This window comes from Streptomyces sp. NPDC048523 (assembly GCF_043199815.1).
In the GTDB taxonomy this organism is placed as follows: Bacteria; Actinomycetota; Actinomycetes; order Streptomycetales; family Streptomycetaceae; genus Streptomyces.
In genome coordinates, this window is record NZ_JBICWQ010000002.1 from 213385 (window position 1) to 235171 (window position 21787).

General features: G+C 72.5%; 21 protein-coding genes and 1 riboswitch. Of the genes, 11 read left to right on the forward strand and 10 right to left on the reverse strand.

All coding sequences use genetic code 11. The features are described 5' to 3' along the window. Nucleotides 1-126 precede the first annotated feature (126 nt). Genes ACGFWE_RS09910 through ACGFWE_RS09920 form a run of 3 tightly spaced genes read left to right on the forward strand, consistent with a single transcriptional unit; the run spans nt 127 to nt 4936 of the window. Complete coding sequence (locus ACGFWE_RS09910; RefSeq protein WP_393599180.1) at nt 127-1161, forward strand: AAA family ATPase; 1035 nt, start codon at nt 127-129, stop codon at nt 1159-1161. Next, nucleotides 1161-2528, forward strand: coding sequence for a DUF58 domain-containing protein (locus ACGFWE_RS09915; protein WP_393599182.1), 1368 nt, complete (start codon nt 1161-1163; stop codon nt 2526-2528). The genes ACGFWE_RS09910 and ACGFWE_RS09915 overlap by 1 nt, the downstream gene beginning before the upstream one ends. Then, on the forward strand, nt 2528-4936 hold the full coding sequence (locus ACGFWE_RS09920) for a DUF3488 and DUF4129 domain-containing transglutaminase family protein (protein WP_393599184.1): 2409 nt from the start codon (nt 2528-2530) through the stop codon (nt 4934-4936). The genes ACGFWE_RS09915 and ACGFWE_RS09920 overlap by 1 nt, the downstream gene beginning before the upstream one ends. A gap of 224 nt (nt 4937-5160) precedes the next feature. On the opposite strand, the gene ACGFWE_RS09925 is transcribed toward ACGFWE_RS09920, so the two are convergent. From ACGFWE_RS09925 to ACGFWE_RS09935, 3 genes are all read right to left on the reverse strand, one after another. After that, nucleotides 5161-5556: a DUF3040 domain-containing protein gene (locus tag ACGFWE_RS09925; protein ID WP_057618523.1), complete on the reverse strand. Its 396-nt coding sequence runs from the start codon at nt 5554-5556 to the stop codon at nt 5161-5163. A 277-nt stretch (nt 5557-5833) separates the two neighbouring features. Then, a complete protein-coding gene (locus ACGFWE_RS09930; protein WP_393599186.1) occupies nt 5834-6604 on the reverse strand; it encodes a methyltransferase in 771 nt (256 codons plus the stop codon). A gap of 155 nt (nt 6605-6759) precedes the next feature. Next, complete coding sequence (locus ACGFWE_RS09935; protein ID WP_352382905.1) at nt 6760-7329, reverse strand: SAV_6107 family HEPN domain-containing protein; 570 nt, start codon at nt 7327-7329, stop codon at nt 6760-6762. Between the two features lie 180 nt (nt 7330-7509). Here ACGFWE_RS09935 and ACGFWE_RS09940 point away from each other — a divergent pair, with 180 nt between their 5' ends. The 5 genes from ACGFWE_RS09940 to ACGFWE_RS09960 all read left to right on the forward strand — a co-directional run bounded on the left by ACGFWE_RS09940 (nt 7510) and on the right by ACGFWE_RS09960 (nt 13918). Further along, the gene (locus ACGFWE_RS09940) at nt 7510-8265 is read left to right on the forward strand and encodes an ATP-binding cassette domain-containing protein (protein WP_352382907.1); all 756 of its coding nucleotides are present in this window, start codon (nt 7510-7512) and stop codon (nt 8263-8265) included. Next, nucleotides 8237-10321: a YhgE/Pip family protein gene (locus tag ACGFWE_RS09945; RefSeq protein WP_393599189.1), complete on the forward strand. Its 2085-nt coding sequence runs from the start codon at nt 8237-8239 to the stop codon at nt 10319-10321. Before ACGFWE_RS09940 ends, ACGFWE_RS09945 begins: the two co-directional genes overlap by 29 nt. 47 nt (nt 10322-10368) lie before the next feature. After that, nucleotides 10369-11001, forward strand: a complete 633-nt coding sequence (locus ACGFWE_RS09950) for a helix-turn-helix domain-containing protein (protein ID WP_352382911.1) — start codon at nt 10369-10371, stop codon at nt 10999-11001. Nucleotides 11002-11392: 391 nt separating this feature from the next. Beyond that, nucleotides 11393-12007 (forward strand): DUF4126 domain-containing protein, encoded by a 615-nt coding sequence (locus tag ACGFWE_RS09955; RefSeq protein ID WP_393599191.1) that lies wholly within the window; start codon nt 11393-11395, stop codon nt 12005-12007. A 408-nt stretch (nt 12008-12415) separates the two neighbouring features. After that, nucleotides 12416-13918 (forward strand): phytoene desaturase family protein, encoded by a 1503-nt coding sequence (locus tag ACGFWE_RS09960; RefSeq protein WP_393599193.1) that lies wholly within the window; start codon nt 12416-12418, stop codon nt 13916-13918. A gap of 16 nt (nt 13919-13934) precedes the next feature. Here the strand turns inward: ACGFWE_RS09960 and ACGFWE_RS09965 are convergent, their stop codons facing one another. The 7 genes from ACGFWE_RS09965 to ACGFWE_RS09995 form a co-directional block, all read right to left on the reverse strand. Next, a complete protein-coding gene (locus tag ACGFWE_RS09965; RefSeq protein WP_352382917.1) occupies nt 13935-14915 on the reverse strand; it encodes a hypothetical protein in 981 nt (326 codons plus the stop codon). A 56-nt stretch (nt 14916-14971) separates the two neighbouring features. After that, the gene (gene metF, locus ACGFWE_RS09970; protein ID WP_352382919.1) at nt 14972-15895 is read right to left on the reverse strand and encodes a methylenetetrahydrofolate reductase [NAD(P)H]; all 924 of its coding nucleotides are present in this window, start codon (nt 15893-15895) and stop codon (nt 14972-14974) included. Between the two features lie 132 nt (nt 15896-16027). Then, complete coding sequence (thiE, locus tag ACGFWE_RS09975; RefSeq protein WP_393599195.1) at nt 16028-16678, reverse strand: thiamine phosphate synthase; 651 nt, start codon at nt 16676-16678, stop codon at nt 16028-16030. Nucleotides 16679-16772: 94 nt separating this feature from the next. Next, nucleotides 16773-17144, reverse strand: coding sequence for an Rv2175c family DNA-binding protein (locus tag ACGFWE_RS09980; protein ID WP_352382923.1), 372 nt, complete (start codon nt 17142-17144; stop codon nt 16773-16775). A gap of 386 nt (nt 17145-17530) precedes the next feature. Further along, the gene (locus ACGFWE_RS09985; protein ID WP_352382925.1) at nt 17531-17698 is read right to left on the reverse strand and encodes a hypothetical protein; all 168 of its coding nucleotides are present in this window, start codon (nt 17696-17698) and stop codon (nt 17531-17533) included. A 92-nt stretch (nt 17699-17790) separates the two neighbouring features. Next, complete coding sequence (locus ACGFWE_RS09990; protein ID WP_352382927.1) at nt 17791-19011, reverse strand: FAD-dependent oxidoreductase; 1221 nt, start codon at nt 19009-19011, stop codon at nt 17791-17793. 32 nt (nt 19012-19043) lie between these two features. Then, nucleotides 19044-19394: a hypothetical protein gene (locus ACGFWE_RS09995; RefSeq protein ID WP_352382929.1), complete on the reverse strand. Its 351-nt coding sequence runs from the start codon at nt 19392-19394 to the stop codon at nt 19044-19046. A gap of 52 nt (nt 19395-19446) precedes the next feature. After that, nucleotides 19447-19558, forward strand: a riboswitch (TPP riboswitch). On the opposite strand from ACGFWE_RS09995, the gene thiO reads away from it, so the two are divergent. The 3 genes from thiO (at nt 19556) to ACGFWE_RS10010 (ending at nt 21717) form a co-directional block, all read left to right on the forward strand. Continuing rightward, nucleotides 19556-20719 (forward strand): glycine oxidase ThiO, encoded by a 1164-nt coding sequence (gene thiO / locus ACGFWE_RS10000; RefSeq protein WP_352382930.1) that lies wholly within the window; start codon nt 19556-19558, stop codon nt 20717-20719. It overlaps the preceding riboswitch by 3 nt. Then, complete coding sequence (thiS, locus tag ACGFWE_RS10005; RefSeq protein WP_352382932.1) at nt 20716-20916, forward strand: sulfur carrier protein ThiS; 201 nt, start codon at nt 20716-20718, stop codon at nt 20914-20916. Before thiO ends, thiS begins: the two co-directional genes overlap by 4 nt. 3 nt (nt 20917-20919) lie before the next feature. Continuing rightward, nucleotides 20920-21717: a thiazole synthase gene (locus tag ACGFWE_RS10010; RefSeq protein WP_352382934.1), complete on the forward strand. Its 798-nt coding sequence runs from the start codon at nt 20920-20922 to the stop codon at nt 21715-21717. Nucleotides 21718-21787 lie beyond the last annotated feature (70 nt).

Here is a 21787-nt window from a genome sequence, read left to right on the forward strand (position 1 = left end):
GTAACGGCAGCAAGAATGCGGGTGTGGCGTCATGCGGAACTTTTCACGCGTGGTGTCCGTGATTCGGGGTGGGCCGGTTGCGCATCATGAGCGTCGGCCCGGAACGTACGGGCCGAGGAGGGCCGGGTGACCACCTATGACGATCGATCGAGCCTCACTGATCTGACCGCCGTCGTGGAGCGGGTACGCAGTTCGGTGGAGGGCGTGATCGAGGGGAAGCCCGAGGTCGTACGGCTTTCACTGACCGTGCTGCTCGCCGAGGGACATCTTCTGATCGAGGATGTCCCCGGCGTCGGCAAGACCATGCTGGCCAAGGCGCTGGCGCGGTCCATCGACTGCTCGGTGCGCCGCATCCAGTTCACGCCCGACCTGCTGCCCTCGGACATCACGGGCGTGTCCATCTGGGACCAGCAGCGCCGGGACTTCGAGTTCAAACCGGGCGCGATCTTCGCCCAGATCGTGATCGGCGACGAGATCAACCGCGCCTCGCCGAAGACCCAGTCCGCGCTCCTGGAGTCGATGGAGGAGCGCCAGGTCACCATCGACGGGCAGACCTATGAGCTGCCCAGTCCCTTCATGGTGGTCGCCACGCAGAACCCGGTCGAGATGGAGGGCACCTACCCGCTGCCCGAGGCGCAGCGCGACCGCTTCATGGCCCGGGTCTCGGTGGGCTACCCCAGCGTGGAGGCCGAGCTGAAGATGCTCGACATCCACGGCGGGGTGAGCCCTCTGGAGGACCTCCAGCCGGTGGCCCACGCGCACGACATCGTGAAGCTCATCGAGGCCGTCCGCGGCGTCCACGTCGCCGAAACGGTCCGGCGGTACGCCGTCGACCTGGTCTCCGCCACGCGCACCCACCCCGACCTCAGACTCGGGGCCTCCCCGCGCGCGACGCTGCACCTGCTGCGCGCCGCCAAGGCCTCCGCCGCCCTCAGCGGCCGCGAGTTCGCGCTGCCGGACGACGTCCAGGCGCTCGCCGTGGCCGTCCTCGCCCACCGTCTGCTGCCCACTGCCCAGGCCCAGCTGAACCGGCGCACCTCGGAGCAGGTCGTGCAGGAGATCCTCCAGCGCACCCCGGTCCCCGCCGCTCCCCAGCAGGGCGGTCTCGGGATCGGCCGTGGGGTGCCCGCGTATCCGCAGCAGCCGCCGCGGAGCCTGTGATGTCCACCGGGGTGCCCTCGGCCGGCGGCCCCGAGGCCGACCGGGGCGACCAGGGCGGGGTCCGCACGGCACTGACAGGGCTGACCACCCGGGGCCGCTCCTTCTTCGCCGCCGGTATCGCCGCGGCCATCTGCGCCTATGTCCTCGGCCAGAGCGATCTGCTGCGGGTCGGCCTGCTGCTGGCCGTACTGCCGCTGGTCTGCGCCACCGTGCTCTACCGCACCCGCTACCGCGTCGCGGGCAGCCGCAGGCTCTCCCCCGCGCGCGTGCCCGCCGGCAGCGAGGCCCGCGTCCATCTGCGGATGGACAACGTCTCGCGCCTGCCCACCGGCCTGCTGATGCTCCAGGACCGGGTCCCCTACGTCCTCGGTCCGCGCCCCCGCTTCGTGCTCGACCGCGTCGAGCCGGGCGGCCGCCGCGAGGTCTCCTACCGGGTCCGCTCCGACCTGCGCGGCCGCTACCCGCTGGGCCCGCTCCAGCTGCGCCTGACCGACCCGTTCGGTATGTGCGAGCTGACCCGCTCCTTCTCGACGTACGACACCCTGACCGTGATCCCGCGCGTGGAGCCGCTGCCGCCGGTGCGGCTGAGCGGTGAGGCCAAGGGGTACGGCGACGGACGGCAGCGTTCGCTCGCCCTGGCCGGCGAGGACGACGTGATCCCGCGCGGCTACCGCTACGGCGACGACCTGCGCCGGGTGCACTGGCGCTCCACCGCCCGCTACGGCGAGCTCATGGTCCGCCGCGAGGAGCAGCCCCAGCGCGCCCGCTGCACGGTGCTCCTGGACACCCGGGGCCTCGCCTTCGCGGGCGCGGGCCCCGACTCGGCCTTCGAGTGGGCCGTCTCGGGCGCCGCCTCCGTCCTGGTCCACATGCTCGAGCGGGGCTTTTCGGTACGGCTGCTCACGGACACCGGCAACTCCGTGCCCGGCGAGGGCGCCGACGGCTTCGCGGGCGCGAGCCAGGGGACCGCGGACGCGGCCGGGCTGATGATGGACACCCTCGCCGTGATCGACCACTCCGACGACACCGGTCTGTCGCGCGCCTACGAGGTGCTGCGGCGCGGGAACGAAGGACTGCTGGTGGCCTTCTTCGGCGACCTCGACGAGGAGCAGGCCACGGTGGTCGCCAAGATGCGGCAGCGCAGCGGGGGCGCGCTCGCGTTCGTGCTCGACAGCGAGGGCTGGGTGCGGGAACCCACCGATGTGTCCGGGCCGTTGGACGAGCGCGAGGCGCGGCTGCGGATGCTGCGCGAGGCGGGCTGGACTGCGGTGGGCGTGCCGCGGGGCGCCTCGCTGGAGGAGCTGTGGCGGCTCGCGGACCGTGAGCGCACGGGCGTCGGTACGGCCGGGGCCGGGGAGGCATCGTGATGAGCGGGCGGGCACGACTGGCGCTGTGCGCGTGGGCGGCCACGCTGATGGCCGCGTGCGCCCTGCTGCCGCTGGTCGAGCCGGTCACCTGGATCGTGCAGGCCGCCTTCCTGCTCGGGGTGCAGACGATCGTGGGCGCGGTGGCCCGGCGCATCCCGCTGGCCCGTCCGCTGACGGTGGCGGCCCAGGCGCTCGCCACACTGTTCATGCTGACCCTGATCTTCGCCCGCGACCGGGCCGTTTTGGGGCTGATCCCCGGCCCGGGCGCCTTCCTGCACTTCGGGGACCTGCTGCAGCAGGGCGGCGACGACATCGCGCGGTACGCGATCCCGGCGCCGCTGGCGTCCGAGGGCATCAAGCTGATGGTCTTCGGCGGTGTCCTGATCGTCGGGCTCGTGGTGGACACCCTCGCGGTGACCTTCCGCAGTGCGGCACCGGCGGGCCTGCCGCTGCTCGCGCTGTACTCCGTCGCCGCGGGGCTGTCCGAAGGCCACGGCGACTGGTTCTGGTTCCTCGTCGCGGCGATCGGCTATCTGCTGCTGCTCCTGGCCGAGGGGCGCGAGCGGCTCTCGCAGTGGGGCCGTGTCTTCGGCGGGGCGACACGCGCCCCGGGCGCCGACTCCGGGCCGGTCGCGCCGGTGCGCACCGGCCGGCGGATCGGCGTGGCGAGCCTCGGCATCGCCCTCGTGGTGTCGGCCACCCTGCCCTCGATGAACGGCGGCCTCCTGGACGCCACCGGGGCGGGCGTGGGCGCCGGAAACGGCAGCGGGGGCACGATCTCCGCGGTGAACCCCCTGCTCTCACTGCGCGACAGCCTGAACGTGGACGAGGACCGCCAGGTGCTCTCCGTGCGGACCCAGAGCAACGACACCTCCGACCTGTATCTGCGGATCGTCTCCCTGGACGACTTCGACGGCCGGACCTGGAAGCCGTCCAAGCGGTCCATCGGCGCCGTACCGAAGGACTTCCCCCTCCCGATCGGCCTCGGCTCAGACGTCAGGCGCACGGAGATCAAGACGAGCATCTCGGCGGCGAACTGGTACGAGCAGAGCTATCTGCCCATGCCCTACCCGCCCAGTGGCGTCCAGGTCCGCGGCAACTGGCGCTACGAACCGGAGGGCATGGCGCTCGTCGGCGACCACGGGCAGAACACGCGCGGGCTGACGTACGAGGTGAAGAGCCTGGACGTCCAGCCGACGGCCGAGCAGCTCGCCGCGGCACCGGCGGCTCCCCCGGTCATCGAGCGTGAGTACACCGACCTGCCCGACTCGGTGCCGGCGGTGGTGGGCAGGACCGCCCGCGAGGTCACCTCGGGCGCGAAGAACCCCTATGAGCAGGCGGTCGACCTCCAGGACTACTTCGCGGTGACCGGGGGCTTCGAGTACGACACCCAGGTGGAGGTCGGCGACGGGCCCAACGCGATCGCCAACTTCCTGCGGGACAAGCAGGGCTTCTGCGTCCACTTCTCCTTCGCCATGGCGGCGATGGCCCGCTCCCTGGGCATTCCGGCCCGGGTCGCGGTGGGCTTCGCGCCCGGCACCCCGCAGGCGGACGGCTCGGTGTCGGTGGGGCTCAAGGACGCCCACGCCTGGCCCGAGCTGTACTTCGAGGGCGTGGGATGGACCCGCTTCGAGCCCACCCCGACCCGGGGCACGGTGCCGTCGTACACCATCCCGGACGCCACCGGCAGCGTGGACCCCGGCGTGGCGCGGCCGTCCGCCGGGTCGTCCACGGCACCGTCGGCCTCGCCCTCGGCGAGCGAGAGCTGCTCGGCCCAGCTGCGGAAGCTGGAGGCGTGCGACAGCGCCTCCCCGGCGGCAGCGGCGGCCACGGACGGCGGCGGCCCCTGGTGGGCCGTACAGGGCCCGTGGTGGTATCTGAAGCTGCTGTTCTGGGTGCTCGTCGGGCTGGGCGTGCTGTTGATCCCCCTGGCGCCCATGCTGTGGCGGCTGCGTACCCGTTCGGTGCGTCTGGGCGGGCACGGCCGCAGTGACGAGGGCGCCGCCGCGCACACCCTGGCGGCCTGGCAGGAGCTGACCGACACGGCGTGGGACCACGGGATCCCGCCGGACGACTCGCAGACGCCACGCAAGGCGGCCGCACGGATCGTCCGGCTGGGGCATCTCGATCCGACGGCCGCGGCCTCGGTGCACCGGGTGGCGGACGCCGTGGAGCAGGTGCTCTACGCCCCGCATCCCCGGCTGACGGCCGGCCTAGCGCAGGATGTCCACCGGGTGATCGGTGGACTGCGCGGCTCGGTCGGCCGGGGCACGCGGGCGCGTGCGCTGATTGCCCCGCGTTCCACCGCGAGGGTGGTGTGGGCGGTCTCGGAGTGGTGGGCAAGGGTCAGGACACGCGCGGCGGCGGCCCGGCCGACCCTGCGCAAACCGTCCGGTCAGCAAGGCTGAGTCAGGAAGGCTGGAAGCGCCGCCCCGCAGGGCGGCGGACGACGGTGGCCCCGGCCTCTCTAAGGCCCGGGCCACTGTGCTGCCAGGGATGAGCGCCTGCACGGGCGGGGATGGGTGGCGGACAGCTCGGAGACATGCGGGAGGGGGTGAGCACCCGGCTGGGTGCTCACCCCCTCAGAACGTCTGTGAGAGCGGCTCGTGGCGACCGCGGTGTGCGGGGCCGGCTACTGGCCGCCCTGTTCGTCGCGGCGGCGCTGCCAGCGCTGCTCGATCCGGTCCATCATCGAGCGCTTCTGGCGTCCCTGACGACGGGCGTGCGGGGCACCGGCAGCGGGCTGCTCGCCCGGCTTGGGGGCCTTGCGCCAGCCGGTCACCGCGAGCACCGCGCACCCCAGCATGACGAGGAACCCCACCACGCTGAGCCACACCTGCTTGGCGACCATACCGGCCATGAGGAGCGCGATACCCACGAGGAAGCCGGCGACCGCCTGGTAGACCCGCCGCCGGGTGTACGTACGCAGCCCGCTTCCCTCGAGCGCCGACGCGAACTTGGGATCTTCGGCGTACAGCGCTCGCTCCATCTGCTCGAGCATGCGCTGCTCGTGCTCCGAGAGCGGCACGGAGTCCTCCTCATCGTGCAGTCGCCGGGGCGACTCGGGGGGTCCCTTCAGGATAGGCAGGGAATCGCCCCCGTGAAACCCGCCCCTCTGCGCCAATTGGCCAACCGGATTCCGCCATGAACGCTCCGGCTGCTGAATCTTGTCATTCCCCAGCGGCCGTCCCGTCATGCCGGGCGGTCTCCCTCGATCATACGGCGCTGCGGGCGCGATCGGGGGGCCTGTGGCGTACTCCATGCACCAGCAAGTACCTGATCAGCACTCCGGCACAGGGGGCGGCTCAGGCCTCGGCGGCCTCCCGCGTCTCACCGAGCACATGGAGCTGGGTGGCCACGGAGTGGAAGGCGGGGAGTTCGGCCGCCGCCGCCTCCAGCTTCAGCAGGGCTTCCAGGGCACCGGGTTCGGTGTCCACCAGCACGCCGGGGACGAGGTCGGCGAAGACCCGCACACCGTGCACGGCGCCCACGGTGAGGCCGACGCCCTCGACGAGCTCGGTGAGCTGGTCGGCGGTGAAGCGGCGCGGCACGGGGTCGCCGTCGCCCCAGCGGCCGTTCGGGTCGTCGAGCGCCTGCCGGGCCTCCTTGAAGTGGCCGGCGAGGGCCCGCGCCAGCACGGCGCCGCCGAGTCCGGCGGCGAGCAGGCTGAGGACGCCCTCGGGGCGCAGGGCGGCCACCACGTTGCGCACGCCCTCGGCCGGGTCGTCCACGTGCTCCAGGACGCCGTGGCACAGCACCACGTCGTAGCCACCGCGCTCGGCCACGTCGAAGAGGCCGTGGGCGTCGCCCTGGACGCCCCGCACCCGGTCGGCGACACCGGCCTCGGCGGCGCGGCGCTCCAGGGCGAACAGCGCGTTGGGGCTGGGGTCGACGACGGTGACCTGGTGGCCGAGGCGGGCGACGGGCACCGCGAAGTTGCCGCTGCCGCCTCCGGTGTCGAGGACGTCCAGCGCCTGGCGACCCGTGGCCTTGACCCGGCGGTCGAGGGCGTCCTGGAGGACCTCCCAGACCACGGCGGTACGGAGGGAGGCGCGGGGTCGCAGCGGGTCCGACACGGCAGTTGACTCCTCGGCGCGGATGTGAAGGCTTCAGGCGCCTTCCACCCTATTGCCTCCGGTGCCCCGCCTGGTCACTCCGGTGCCGTGCCCGGCTGCTCGTCTCGTACGGCGGACCCTGGTGGGCCCCGGTGGTCCGTGCCACCGCGCGCCGGTCACCCGGCGTCCGGAAAGTCACGGTCGGTGCCGTGGCCGCTCTCCTGTGGCCCCTCGGCGTCCTGGCGTGGCTGCGGCAGGACCGGCTGGAGCACCAGCATCCGCTCGACGAGGCGCAGGAACATCGCCACGTCGCGGATGAGGTCGTCCGCGTCCCGGCGGCTGGCCGCGCCCTGGATGCCCGCCTCGGCCCGGGCACGGCGCCGGGCCCCGGAGGCGAACAGCGCGCTCCACTCGGCGAGCTCGGGCGCTATCTCGGGGAGCACTTCCCAGGCGCTCCGTATCTTGGCGCGGCGTCGGGGCGTCGGTTCCGGACGCCCCCGGGCGGCGAGCACGGCGGCCGCGGTGCGCAGGGCGGCGAGGTGGGCCGTCGCATAGCGCTCGTTCGGCGTCTCCAGTGCCGAAGCCTCGTCGAGGCCCGCGCGGGCCTGGGCGAGCAGGTCGAGGGCGGCGGGCGGGGCCGTCGCCCGGCGCAGCACGGGGTGTACGTCGCTCGCCGGGCCGGTCAGTGAGGGGGCAGGGCCGGTGGCGCGGCGCCGACGGGCGGCGGCTGCGTGGTAGCTGGCCATGACGATCCTCCTGTCGTCTGGTTGCCGGCATCTCGCGCTACGGAGTGCCGTATGTGCCCATCGTGAGGTATGCCACTGACAATCCGTTCTGACCTGGGCTTTTGCTTCGATCGAAGGTTCGGGTTACTTTTTGCACTGACCAGTCAGTTCAAAAAGTTCTCGATTCAAGAAGATCAGGGGGTGGCCGTGGACGGAGTCGCTGTCACGGCCGAGGGTCTCGGTCTGAAGGGACCTCGCGGCTGGGTGTTCCGCGGGGTCGACCTCGCCGCGGAGCCCGGCGCGTTGGTCGCCGTGGAAGGGCCCTCGGGGTCCGGTCGTACGAGCCTGCTGCTGGCGCTCACCGGGCGGATGAAGGCCACCGAGGGCACGGCGACCGTGGGCGGGGCACGGCTGCCGAAGCAGCTCGCGGCGGTGCGCCGGTTCAGTGCGCCGGCGAACGTCGCCGGGGTCACCGACCTCGACCCGGCCCTGACCGTCGGGGAGCACCTGCGTGAACGGACGCTGCTGCAGCGCCGGTTCGGCGACTCGGTGCGCGCCCTGCTGCGACCCCGCGCGGAGCGTACGGCCGAGGCGAGGCTGCGGATCGACACCGCGCCGGCGGCCGCCGGGCTCGACCTCCAAGCGCTGCCGAAGGGCGCGCGGACCGCCGTACGCGATCTGGAACGTCTGGAAGCCCTGCGGCTGTCGATCGCCCTGGCGCTGATCGGCCGTCCGCGGCTGCTCGCCGTCGACGACCTGGACCTGAAGCTGTCGGACGCCGAACGCGCCGAGGCCTGGGCGCTGCTCAGGTCCCTCGCCGCGGCCGGGACGACGGTCGTGGCGGTGTGCAGCGAGGCCCCTGAGGACGCCCTGACGGTGTCCACACGGCCGGAAGCCGTGAGGGACGAGACCAGTGAGGAGATGACCGATGCGCTCGCCGAGACTGGCCACGCTTGAGCTGCGCCGCTTCGGCAGGGGGAAGCTGCCGCGCGCCGCCCTGGTGGCCCTGCTGGTGCTGCCCCTGCTGTACGGCGCCCTGTACCTGTGGTCCTTCTGGGACCCCTACGGCCGCCTGGACCGCATCCCCGTCGCCCTCGTGAACGACGACAAGGGCGCCACCGCCGACGGGAAGAAGCTGACCGCGGGCGACGACCTCACCCAGGGACTGCGCGAGAGCGACACCTTCGACTGGCACGAGGTCGGAGCCGCCGAGGCGCGAAAGGGCGTCGAGAACGGCACCTATTACCTGTCGCTCACCATGCCGGCCGACCTCAGTCGGCGGATCGCCTCCAGTGCGGGCGACTCCCCCGAGACCGGCGCCCTCCAGGTCCGTACGAACGACTCCAACAACTACATCGTCGGGCAGATCTCGCGGACGGTCTTCGCCGAGGTGCGCCAGGCCGCGTCCACCAAGGCGTCGCGGTCCTTCCTGGACCGGATCTTCATCTCCTTCTCCGACATCCACGGCGCCACCGTGAAGGCCGCCAACGGGGCCGACGACCTGGAGGGCGGCATCGGAAAGGCGGAGAAGGGCTCCCAGGACCTCGCCTCGGGCCTGCAGGAGGCCAAGGCCGGCAGCGGCAATCTCTCCGACGGGCTGGCGAAGCTCGACACGGGCTCGGGCGACCTCGCGGACGGCGCCCGGCAGGTCGCCGCCGGCACCCAGAGCCTCGCCGACAAGGTCAACGGGGTCGCGGACAAGGCGGGCCCCTTCCTCGAGGGCAACGAGAAGGCCATCGGCGACACCGCCCGGCTCGTTGCCGACTCGGCCGGAGCCGTCCGCCGCAACCTCGGCACCCTGGTGAGGACCGCCCCGGCCGCCGCCAAGGGAGCGCATACGGCAGCCGACAGCCTGAACGCCGTCTACAAGGCGCGCTGCACGGACCCGGTCCTGCCGGACCCGGCCTGTGCCGACCTGAAGAAGGCCAGGCAGGCCGCCGCGGACGTGGCGAAGGTCGCCGACGACGTCAACGTCCTCGTCGCCGACCAGAACGGCGACCTGAAGAAGCTCGACGGGCAACTCGCCACCCTCCAGCAGCAGGCCCGGACCCTCGCCGACCGGGCGCCCGGCCTCTCCGAGGACCTGGACGACGCCGTGGCGAAGATCAACCAGCTGAACCGGGGCGCGGGCAAGGTCGCCGCCGGCGCCAGGACGCTCCACTCGGGTCTCGGCACCGCGCGGACCGGCGCGCAGGACCTGGACGAGGGCGTCGGCAGGCTCAAGACCGGGGCCGACACCCTCAGCGGCGGCATGTACAAGCTCGCCGACGGTTCCGGGAAGCTCTCCGACGGGCTGCACGACGGTGCCTCGCAGATCCCCGACTACGACAAGAAGGACCGCGACCGGCGCACCGGCGTGATGGCCGACCCGGTCCAGTTGGTCTCCAAGGACCTGCACAAGGCGCCGAACTACGGCACCGGGTTCGCCCCGTACTTCATCCCGCTGTCCCTGTGGGTGGGCGCGATGGTGGCGTACATGCTCATCACGCCGATGAACCGGCGTGCCCTCGCCGCCGGTGCCGCGGCCTGGCGGATCGCGCTGGCGGGATGGCTGCCCGTGGTGGCGATCGGGGTGCTCCAGGTCGTGGCCCTGATGTCGGTGCTGCACTGGGCGATCGGCCTCCAGATGGCGCGGGCGACCGGGACGGTGGGCTTCCTGTTCCTGGTGACGGCCTGCTTCGCGGCGATCGTCCAATGGCTGAACGCCCGCTTCGGTGCGGCGGGCCGGATCCTGGTCCTCGCCCTCCTGATGCTCCAGCTGACGTCCGCGGGCGGCACCTACCCCGTCCAGACCAGCCCGGGCTTCTTCAACGCGATCCACCCCTTCCTGCCGATGAGCTATGTCGTCGAGGCCCTCAGGAGGCTCATCACGGGCGGCGGTCTCACTCCGGTGTGGCACGCGTGCGTGGTGCTTCTCGCCTTCACCGCGGGCGCCCTCGCGCTGACCGCCGTCTCGGCGCGCCGCCGGCAGGTGTGGACGCTGGACCGACTGCACCCGGAGCTGACCCTGTGAGCCCTTCCGCGACCTCAGGTGCCCCCTCACCTGTGAGAATCAGGACCATGGAAAGCAGCAGCGCCACGGCGGGCGTCAGCACACGCCGCGAGGCCACCCGGCAGAAGCTCTACGAGGCGGCCGTCACGCTCATAGCCGAGCAGGGCTTCTCCGCCACCACGGTCGACGAGATCGCCGAGCGCGCCGGGGTCGCGAAGGGCACGGTCTACTACAACTTCGCGAGCAAGTCCGTCCTCTTCGAGGAGCTGCTGCGGCACGGTGTGGGCCTGCTCACCGCCTCTTTGCGGGAGGCTGCGGAAGCGACGGCACGCGCGGGGGGCGGCAAGGTGGACGCCCTCGACGCGATGATCCGCGCGGGCCTCGTCTTCATCGACCGCTACCCGGCCTTCACCCAGCTGTACGTGGCCGAGCTGTGGCGCACCAACCGGACCTGGCAGTCCACGCTCATGGTGGTCCGTCAGCAGGCCGTGGCGGTCGTGGAGGACGTGCTGCGCGAGGGCGTGGAGAACGGCGAGTTCAGCGACGAGATCGATGTCTCGCTGACCGCCTCCGCCCTGGTCGGCATGGTCCTGGTGGCCGCCCTGGACTGGCAGTCCTTCCAGCCCGAGCGCTCCCTGGACGACGTGCACGCGGCGCTGTCGCGGCTGTTGCAGGGGCGGGTGAGCGGGCGCAGGGGATGACACCGGGCTGACATGCGAAAGCGCCGGTCCGCTGTGGCCGCGTCCCCCGCGGGCCACCTCGAACCGGCGCCTTCCCTTGCTCCCCCGTACTCCCCCGATCCCCCGTCCCCCCGTTGGGCCCCCGTTCGGTCGTTCCCCCGCTTTCCGGGTTCCCCCGTGCCTCGCTCCCGCCGACCTCGGCCGACGGAAGGAGCGGGTCCGGGGCGGCTCCGTTCCGGCGCCCCGTGTCGCCGGTGCCGGAGCCGTTCCCCTTCGCCGTGCCTCCACTCTGTCGTTCACACAGGTCGAGGCCCATCCGCGCGCGTACTCATCTCCGCCCCTAGGTACGGATACTCAGTCCTGGGCGCTCAACCCCAGGACGGCTCGTGGCCCACTGGTTACGATCGCGTCCGTGTCCGTACTCCCCTTGGTGTTCACCAGCGGCTGGGCCAGCGGCGTCAACGCGTACGCGGTGGTGCTGCTGCTCGGCGTGTTCGGCGCGACGGGGCTGAGCGACGACGTCCCCGAGACCCTTCAGCGCCCCGAAGTCCTCGTCGTGGCCGGCGTGTTGTTCCTGTGCGAGGCGGTGGCGGACAAGATCCCGTACGTCGACTCGGCGTGGGACTCCGTGCACACCGTGGTCCGGCCGGTCGCCGGCGCCTGGGTCGGGGCGTTGCTCGCGGGGCAGAGCGGTTCGCTCAACGACGTGGTCGCGGGCCTGGTGGGCGGTTCGACAGCACTGGCGAGCCACACGGTCAAGGCGGGCACCCGCATGGCGGTGAACACCTCCCCGGAGCCCTTCAGCAACATCGTCCTGAGTCTGGCGGAGGACCTCGGCGTCGGCGGCATCGTCGCCTTCGCGATGTTCCACCCGGAGGCGGCGGCGATCATCGCGGGCGTCCTGCTCACGACCGGACTGGTGGTGCTGTTCTTCCTGATCTCCCGCATCCGGAGATTCCGCCGCCGCAGGGCCCAACGACGGGAGGAGAGACGCCTCGCGACCCAGCAGGACCGCCCACCGGCCTGACGCCGTCGCCGCCTGGAACGACCCGACTTCCGCCTGCCGCGAGTACCACCGCTGTGCCGACCCCCCACGCGACACAAGGGACACCGGAGACCTCCCCGCAGCAACCTGTGCCCCGGGAGAAGCCTTCTGGCGCCAGCCTTGGCCCACGGGGAAGGGGTGCGCCGACAGGGTGCACCACGCGCAGAGCGGCTCCGGCCGACGGGAATGCGCCGCGACCGGGCCTCCCCGACCCCCGGCCGCACCACCCGCAGAACCGTGCCTCCCCCGCCCCGACCCGGGTCCTGGTCGGTCGCCCGCTCGGGCGTGGCCCGCGGAACGGCCGACTGGCGCGTGACGAGGCGGTCCGACCTGCCTGTAACCGCGGCCCGCGGCCGTGGAGTGTCAGTGGTGGCCGATAAAGTCGCAGGCATGGCACGGATTGCGGTGATCGGCGCCGGGATGGGCGCGATGGCGGCCGCTGCCCGGCTGGCCGTCGCGGGCCACCGGGTGGCGGTGTACGAGCGTACGGAGACGTACGGCGGGGCGGTGCGCCGGTTCGAGCGGGACGGGTTCGGGTTCGACACCGGGCCGGGGCTGCTCACCCTTCCCGCTGTCTACCGCGATCTGTTCATCAAGACCGGCAAGGAGCCGCTGGAGTCGGTCGTCGAGCTGGTCCAGGTCGACCCGTCGTCACGGCACGTCTTCACGGACGGCACCGAGGTGTCCCTGCCCAACGCCTCGCGCGCGGGAGTGGTCACCGCACTGGACGAGGCCCTCGGCGAGGGCGCGGGCGCACGCTGGGGCGACTTCCTCATCCGGGCCCGCGAGGCCTGGGACCGCACCCGCAGGCCGCTCCTGGAGGAGCCCCTGTGGCCCAACTGGCAGGTGCTGCAGCGCGAGCCCTACCCCGCGGTGCCGCACAAGCGGCTGCTGCGCACCCGAAGGGCCTGCACCCTGGCCCAGATCGGCGCCTGGGAGCTCCGGGATCCCCGCCTCGCGGCCCTGCTGTACGGCCACGCGCTCGCGTACGGCGTCGATCCCGGTACCGCTCCGGCGAGCGCGGCCGTCCTGCCGTACATGGAGCACGCCTTCGGGACCTGGTATGTCCGGGGCGGCGTGAGGGAGTTGGCGCGTGCGGTGTACGAGCGGTGCGTGGAGCGCAAGGTCGAGTTCCGCTTCGGCGCCGAGGTGACGGGCGTCCTGGAGAAGGACGGTCGTGCGGTCGGGGTGGAGTTCGCCGACGGGACGGTCGAGGAGGCGGACACCGTCGTCGGCACCGGACCCTGGCGGCTGCGCGCGCTCGTACCGGGTCGCGCGCTCTACGGCGGCGAGGGCGTCCTTCCCGGCGCCGAGGAGCTGCACCCGGGCCGGTTCGTGGTGTGTCTGGCTCTGCGCGGCGCGCGCGAACCGGACGCCGCGCACCGCACGGTGGTGTACGGCCCCGATCCGGAGGGCGAGCTGTACCTGTTCGCGCACGGGGAGATGCCCGGCCCCACGGTCCGGATCGACCGGTCGGACGATGCCGCGCTGCGCCCCGACGCGGACCACGAGTCCGTAGTGCTGACGGCGACCGTGCCCTGCGGCCGGGGATACGACTGGGTCACACCGGGGGTCGTCGAGACCTTCGCGGACCGGATGGTCGCCGCCGCCGAGCGGGCGATTCCGGGCCTGCGCGAGCGGATCCTGTGGCGCGAGGTGCGGACGCCGGTGCACACCGAGCGGGAGACAGGGGCCGAGGGCGGCGCCGTCCCCCCGCCCTCGCTGGCCGGCGGCGACGGCATCCTGCATCCGTCCAACAGCACGGCGATACCTGGCCTGTTCACGGCCGGCGGCTGGTCGCATCCCGGCGGCGGCCTCGCCCACGCCGGGATGTCGGGTGCGCTGGTGGCCGGACTGATCGTGGAGGGGCCGGAGTTCCGCGGCTCCCAGTGACGCGGGCAGCCCCGCGTCAGAAGCGGTACTGCTCGTCGAACCCCTGGCCCTGGTTGTGCTGCCCCTGGCCGCTGTCGTCCTGGTAGTACCCCTGCTCCTGCGGGAGTTCACCGCCGTAGGACTCGTCGGTGCGCTGCTGCGGCACCCACACCCCGCCGGCCGGGGTCTCGCCGCCGTACGTCCCGCCGTACTGGTCGTAGCCCTGCTGGACGAACTGCTGCTGGCCGCCGTAGGAGGTGTCGTACGAGCCGGCGCCATAGGTCTGGGTGCCGATGTACGGGTCGGAGTAGGCGGCGTACTGCTGCTGTCCGGCCGGGTCGTAGCCGTACTGCTGCTGGTCGTAGCCGGTGTAGCCGTCGTAGCCGTAGCTCTGGTCGGCGGCGGCCGTCGCGTACTGGTCCTGGGTCTGGCCCGTGGACGCGTAGGACTGGTCACCGGCGTAGGCGGAGTCGTTGTACACACCGTAGGAGCCGGTGTCGTCGGGCAGCGGCTGCGGCTCGTAGACCGAGGTGGTCTCGGCGGCCGTGGGCGCGGCGGAGCGTGCGGGCGTGAAGACGTCGTCGCGGTCGTAGTCCTCGTCCTGGCCGAAGCCGGCGGTGTTGTCCGGCCGGCCCTGGTCGTACCCGGTCTCATCGAGATAGGCCGCGCCACCCGACGCCAGGTCGGAGGCATCCGGGTCGGACTCCTCGCGGCCGCGCTCCCGGCGGCTCTTCTTGCCACCGGTCAGACCGCCCAGCGCGGCCGGGGGGTTGACCGCCCAGCCCTGCTCGAAGCCGCGACGGAAGGACAGGGTGACGTAGGTCTGGCCGACCGCGAACGCGATCGCGCCCAGGCCGATGACGATCACCGACGGGATCAGCACGCCGAGGACCACACCGAGGAAGCCGACGAAGGCGAGCAGCCGCCAGCGCAGTCGCGCCTTGTACTGCAGCAGCACCTCGCCGAGCAGCCACAGCGCGACGAATCCGAACGCGATGTAGAGGACCGTCCAGCCCATGTACGCCCCTCTCCCAGTGACCGCTACGCAGTGTGTCGTATGTCCGTGCGGCCGGTCTAGGCCTGCGGTGGATGGTGCAGACCCAGGTTTTCGTAGATTTCCAGCGAGGCCGTGGAGTTGTTGAGCGTGATGAAGTGCAGTCCGGGCACTCCCTCGGACAGCAGCCGCGCGCAGAACTCCGTGGCGAACTCGATTCCGATTGAGCGTACAGCGGCCGGATCGTCCTTTGCTGTGAGGATCCGCTCTTTCAGGACGGAGGGGATGATCGCGTTACTGAGCTGTGGTAGCCGCTCCAGCATCCGGACGCTGGTCACGGGCATGATCTCCGGGATGACGGGGGTCGCGCAGCCCGCCGCGTCGACTCGGTCACGCAGCCGCAGATAGGACTCCGGCTGGAAGAACATCTGGGTGATGGCGTAGTCGGCGCCGGCACGGCACTTGTCCACGAAGCGCGCGACGTCGGTGTCCCAGTCGGCGGAGCGCGGGTGCATCTCCGGGAAGGCGGCGACACCGACACAGAAGTCGCCCGACTCCTTGATGAGCCGGACGAGTTCGGCGGCGTAGGTCAGGCCCTGGGGATGCGCCACCCACTCGGCCATCGGGTCGCCGGGCGGGTCGCCGCGCACGGCCAGCATGTTGCGGATCCCGGCGTCGGCGTACTGGCCGATGATGTTGCGCAGTTCCGCGATGGAGTGGTTGACCGCGGTGAGGTGGGCGACCGGGGTCAGGGTGGTGTCCGCGACGATCTGCTGGGTCTCCTTGACGGTGCCCGCGCGGGTGGAGCCGCCGGCGCCGTAGGTGACGGAGACGAAGTCCGGGGCGACCGCCTCGACCCTCCTGAGCGCGCTCCACAGGTTCCGCTCGCCTTTGGGGGTCTTCGGCGCCGAGAACTCGAAGGAGTACGTCGTCTTTCCCGCGGCGAGCATGTCGCGCACGGTGCGTGCGCGGTCAGTCCTGGTGGATGCGGTTCCTAGGGCCATACCGGCAGGTTAGCCAGGGGGCAGCGGTCACCCAACCAGATCAGGGAAATTTGCCCGTTTTGTCGACTTGTTGTCCATCCTTCGGACACCGGGCCGATCATGCGACCGGCCTCCCCGGTCGGCACCGGCCCGTCACCGCGTGTCACGCAACCGCTTCGCGAACTCCGCGGCGGCCGCGCCCGGATCGTCGGCCTCGGTGATCGCCCGGACGACCACGACCCGGCGGGCACCGGCCTCCAGGACCTCGTCGAGGTTGCCGAGGTCGATGCCCCCGATGGCGAACCAGGGGCGGTCGGTGCCGAGGGCCGCGGTGTACCGGACCAGGTCGAGACCGGGGGCGTGCCGGCCCGGCTTGGTGGGGGTCGGCCAGCAGGGGCCGGTGCAGAAGTAGTCCACGCCGTCCTGCACGGCGGCCGCGGCGGCCTCCGACTCGGCGTGGGTGGAGCGGCCTATGAGGATGTCGTCGCCAAGGATCGCGCGGGCGGCGGGCACGGGCAGGTCGCCCTGGCCCAGATGCAGTACGTCGGCACCGGCCGCGTGGGCGACGTCGGCCCGGTCGTTGACCGCGAGAAGCTTGCCGTGCCGCGCGCAGGCGTCGGCGAACACCCGCAGATGCTCAAGTTCCTCGGCCGCCTCCATGCCCTTGTCCCGCAGCTGAACGATGTCGACACCGCCGGCCAGGACCGCGTCCAGGAACTCGGCGAGGTCGCCCTGGCGCCTGCGGGCGTCCGTGCACAGGTACACGCGGGCGTCGGCGAGCTGGGTGCGGGCGGTGTCGGGCATGCGTGTGTCTCCCCCGGGTTCGGTGGCGTACGGGCCGTGCCGGACCGTGGCCGTGGCCTCGGTGGTCACGGCCCGTACGCCGGTGTGGTTCGGATCAGACGGCGAGCGCCTGGGCCCGGCGCTTCACCTCCGTGCCGCGATTCTCGCTCAGGGCCTGCGCGGGGGTGCCGGGCAGGCTGTCGTCGGGCGTGAAGAGCCACTCCAGCATCTCTTCGTCGGTGAAGCCGTCGTCCCTCAGGAGCGTCAGGGTCCCGGTCAGGCCCTTGACGACCTTCTGCTCGGCCACGTCGATGAAGGCGGCGGGCACGTGCAGCGCGCGGTTCTCACCACGGCGTACGGCGATGAGCTGGCCCTCCTTGACCAGCTGCCGCACACGCGTCACCTCGACATCGAGCATCTCTGCGATGTCGGGGAGGGTGAGCCAGGCGGGGACGAGAGCATCGATCTTTGCGTCAATCTCGGTCACGGGATTAAGCGTGCCATCCCGCACTGACAGTCGGAAGCCGGGGCACCTCCGACGGGGCGACGGAATGGCTGATCGCCGGGTGCGGTCAGGGTGGCCCAGGGGCCGAAAGAGAGGCCGGCAGCAGGTCAGGGGCATCGAGCAGTACCGGGTCGCGCCACCGGACCAAGCCGCCGGCCGACGCGCCATTGTGATCGCCGGTGGCGTCCGATTGCGCGGCGCCTCGCCCGGAAAGCCCAAGCGTGGCGCCGGCAGGTCAGGGGCATCAGGCACCCCCAGGCCGCGCCGCCGAGCGACCCGGCACCGCAATTCGCCGACCGCGACCCGTCGCCGACACCCTGCCCAGACGGCCGAAAGCGTGACCGCCGGCAGGTCAGGCGCGTCAAGCATCACCCGACTGCGCCGCCGCGACGGAAGGGCCTTGCCCGGGTCACGACACGGTGGTCCGCCTCCGCCGTGGTCGCCGGCGGCGGCATACGGGGTCCGGTCGCCTCGTCGTCCATGTCGGAGGCGACGGAGAAGGCGACGGACTCGTCGCCCTTGCCGGAGGCCTTCACCGGGGCGACCTTGCCGGTGCCATCGCCGACCTCCGTGGCCGGACCGGGCCGCCCACGCCCTCGCCGCTCCGGAATCGCCGGGCCCGGGCCGCCTACGCCGTCGCCGCCTTGAGCGGTCTCGCCGGGTCTGCCAGGAGTTCCGGGTCCATCTCCGTGCCCGCCTCGATCAGGCGGCGGCCCTGGGCCAGGTCGCGGGGCCGGCCCACCGCCAGGAGGGCCACCAGGCGGTTCTCGCGCAGCCAGCACACCGTCCAGGCGGGACCGGACGGCTCGCCGCGCCACAGGGTCGTGTCGGCGGACGCGTGGTGGCCGGCGTACTGGACGAAGCGGCCGAACTGCTCGGACCAGAAGTACGGGACCGGGTCGTAGACCGTGGGGGTCTCGCCCAGGATGTCGGCGGCCACCGTGCGGGGGCCCTGGAGGGCGTTGTCCCAGTGGTGGACCAGCAGGCGCTCGCCGTACCTCGCCGAGGGGAAGGAGGCGCAGTCGCCGACCGCGTAGACGTCCGGCGCGGAGGTGCGCAGCCGGTCGTCGGCGAGGACCTCGCGGTGGGCGCCCAGCTCGATGCCGGAACGGGCGAGCCAGGCCGTGGCGGGCCGGGCGCCGATACCGACCACCACAGCGCCCGCGGCCACCCGGGAACCGTCGTCCAGGACGACCGCGCCCGGCTCGACGCGCTCCACGCGCGCGTTCGTCCGCAGATCGGCCCCGGCGTCGGCGTACCAGGAGGCCATCGGCGCGGCCACCTCGGCGGGCAGCGCGCCCGCGAGGGGCCGGTCGGCGGCTTCCACGACCGTCACCGCGCAGCCCGACTCACGCGCGGCGGTGGCGAACTCGGCGCCGATCCAGCCCGCGCCGACGACCACGATGTCGTGCTGCCGGGCGAGCACGGGGCGCAGCCGCTCGGCGTCGTCGAGGGTGCGCAGCAGATGCACGCCGGGCACGCCCTCCGTGCCGGGCAGCCGGATCGGCTCGGCGCCGGTGGCGATGACCAGGACGTCGTACGGGCAGGGCCCGGCCTCGGTGTCCAGCTCGTGCGCGTCGGGGCGCACGCCCAGTGCCTCGCGGCCGAGCTGCAGTTCGATGCCGAGGGCCTCGAAGTCAAGGTCGAAGGCGGATCCCTCGGCCTTGCCCAGCAGCACGGCCTTGGAGAGCGGCGGACGGTCGTACGGCTGATGGGGCTCCGCGCCGATCAGCGTGACGGTTCCCGTGAAGCCCTGTTCACGCAGGGCGACCGCGGTCTGCACCCCGGCCATGCCCGCGCCGACCACGACCACCCGCCGCTGCGCCTGCGCCTGCATCTGCTCGCTCATTTGATCACCATAGTCACCTGACAATCAGTCAGTCAGGAGTCGTGCTCCGTGACCTGCTCCACAACGCTCGTCCCGCTGCCCGGCTGCGACTCCCACTCCCACGTCTCCTCCAGCCGCACCCGGCCGTCGGGAAGCTCCACGACCGTCGAGACACAGTGCCCGGAGGATGTCGTCCCGTCGGGCTTGAGCTGGACGTACCGGAAGTCGAGACGGTCCCCCGCGCGCGTGCCGACGAGATGGCCGCGTACGACGTCGCCGCCCGCGTACTCGGCCCAGATCTCCCCGTCCTTCTCGTGGTAGGTGAACCGGGTCCGCGTCCCCACCTGACCCGGTGCCTGATCGGCCACCGGGGCGAGGACGAGACCGTCGAGCGAGCGGGACATGGCGCGAGGCTCCCTTACAGCGGCACACGGGCACGGGCTAGGGTGGCCAACGTAGAGCACTCGCGGGAGCCCGGACGCACCGGGCTGAGAGGGAGGCTGGCGGCCTCCGACCGTACGAACCTGATCCGGGTCATGCCGGCGAAGGGAGGGGCTGGACGCCCATGTCCTCACGTACGTCAGACGTCCTCGTCGTCGGGGGCGGCATCATCGGCCTGGTCACGGCCTGGCGGGCCGCGCAGCGCGGTCTCACCACGGCCGTCGTGGACCCCGAGCCGGGCGGCGGGGCCGCCCAGGTGGCCGCCGGGATGCTGGCCGCGGTCACCGAACTGCACTACGGCGAGCAGACCCTGCTGGGCCTGAACCTCGCCTCCGCCCAGCGCTATCCCGCCTTCGTGGCCGAGCTCACCGAACTGACCGGACAGGATCTCGGTTACCGCCGGTGCGGCACGCTCGCCGTCGCCCTGGACGCCGACGACCGCGCCCACCTGCGCGAACTGCACGCGCTCCAGCGGCAGTCGGGGCTGGAGTCGGAGTGGCTGTCCGGCCGGGAGTGCCGTCGGCTGGAGCCGATGCTCGCGCCCGGGGTGCGGGGCGGGCTGCGGGTGGACGGCGACCACCAGATCGATCCGCGCCGCCTCACGCGCGCGTTGCTGGCCGCGTGCGAGCAGGCGGGTGTCGTCTTCCACCGCGCGTGGGCCAAGGGCCTCCGTGTCGCGGGGGACCGGGCCGCGGGGGTCACCACGACTGACGGCGACGAGCTGGGCGGGGGCCAGGTGGTGCTCGCCGCCGGAAGCCTCAGCGGCCGCCTCGAAGGGATCCCCGCGGACGTCCTGCCCCCGGTACGGCCCGTCAAGGGCCAGGTGCTCCGGCTGACCGTTCCTCCGCGCTACGCGCCCTTCCTGAGCCGCACGGTGCGGGCCGTGGTCCGCGGCAGCCAGGTCTATCTGGTGCCGCGGGAGAACGGCGAGCTGGTGATCGGCGCGACCAGCGAGGAGCTGGGGTGGGACACGACGGTGACCGCGGGCGGGGTGTACGAGCTGCTGCGGGACGCCCACGAACTCGTCCCCGGCATCACCGAACTGCCGCTCACAGAGACCCGCGCGGGACTGCGCCCGGGCTCCCCGGACAACGCCCCGCTGCTCGGACCCACGGAACTGGCCGGGCTGGTGCTCGCGACCGGCCACTATCGCAATGGCGTGCTGCTCACGCCGATCACCGGGGACGCCATGGCGCACGTCCTGACGACCGGTGAGCTCCCCGACGTGGCACGCCCGTTCACCCCGAGGCGCTTCGCCGCCACGGAGCTCCTGGAGCAGCCGGTATGAACATCTCCGTCAACGGAGAGCCGAGGGAGTTCGCTCCCGGCACGGCTCTCGACATCGTCGTACGGGCGCTGACGCCGGCGCCCTCCGGGGTGGCCGCCGCGCTCAACGAGACCGTCGTCCCGCGCACGCAGTGGCCCTCGACGCCCCTCGCCGAGGGAGACCGCGTGGAAGTCCTCACCGCCGTCCAAGGAGGCTGACCCATGGCCGACGATCCCTTTGCCATCGGCGGTACGTCCTTCTCGTCCCGGCTGATCATGGGCACGGGCGGCGCGCCCAGCCCGGAGGTGCTGGAGCGGGCGCTGGTCGCCTCCGGCACGGAGCTGACGACGGTCGCGATGCGGCGGGTGAACCCTTCGGTGCACGGCTCGGTGCTGTCCGTGCTGGAGAAGCTCGGCATCCGGGTGCTCCCGAACACGGCGGGCTGTTTCACCGCCGGGGAGGCGGTCCTGACGGCCCGCCTCGCGCGCGAGGCGCTCGGCACGGACCTGGTCAAACTGGAGGTCATCGCCGACGAGCGCACCCTGCTGCCGGACCCCATAGAGCTGCTGGACGCGGCGGAGACGCTGGTCGACGACGGCTTCACGGTGCTGCCGTACACGAACGACGACCCCGTGCTCGCCCGCAAGCTGGAGGACGTGGGCTGCGCGGCGATCATGCCGCTGGGCTCGCCGATCGGCTCCGGCCTCGGCATCCGCAACCCGCACAACTTCCAGCTGATCGTCGAGCACGCGCGCGTGCCGGTGATCCTGGACGCGGGGGCGGGCACGGCGTCGGACGCGGCCCTGGCGATGGAACTGGGGTGCGCGGGTGTGATGCTCGCCTCGGCGGTGACGCGGGCGCAGGAGCCCGAGCTGATGGCGCACGCGATGCGGCACGCGGTGGAGGCGGGGCGGCTGGCGCGGCGGGCAGGGCGGATTCCCCGGCGGCACTTCGCGCAGGCGTCGTCTCCTGCGGAGGGCCTGGCGGCGTTGGATCCGGAGCGGCCGGCTTTTCAGTGAGTCGCACCCAGGGCTGAATGCGTCCGGTGCACCTGCCTCGAGAGGCGCGCGTCCCCCACGTGCGATCCTC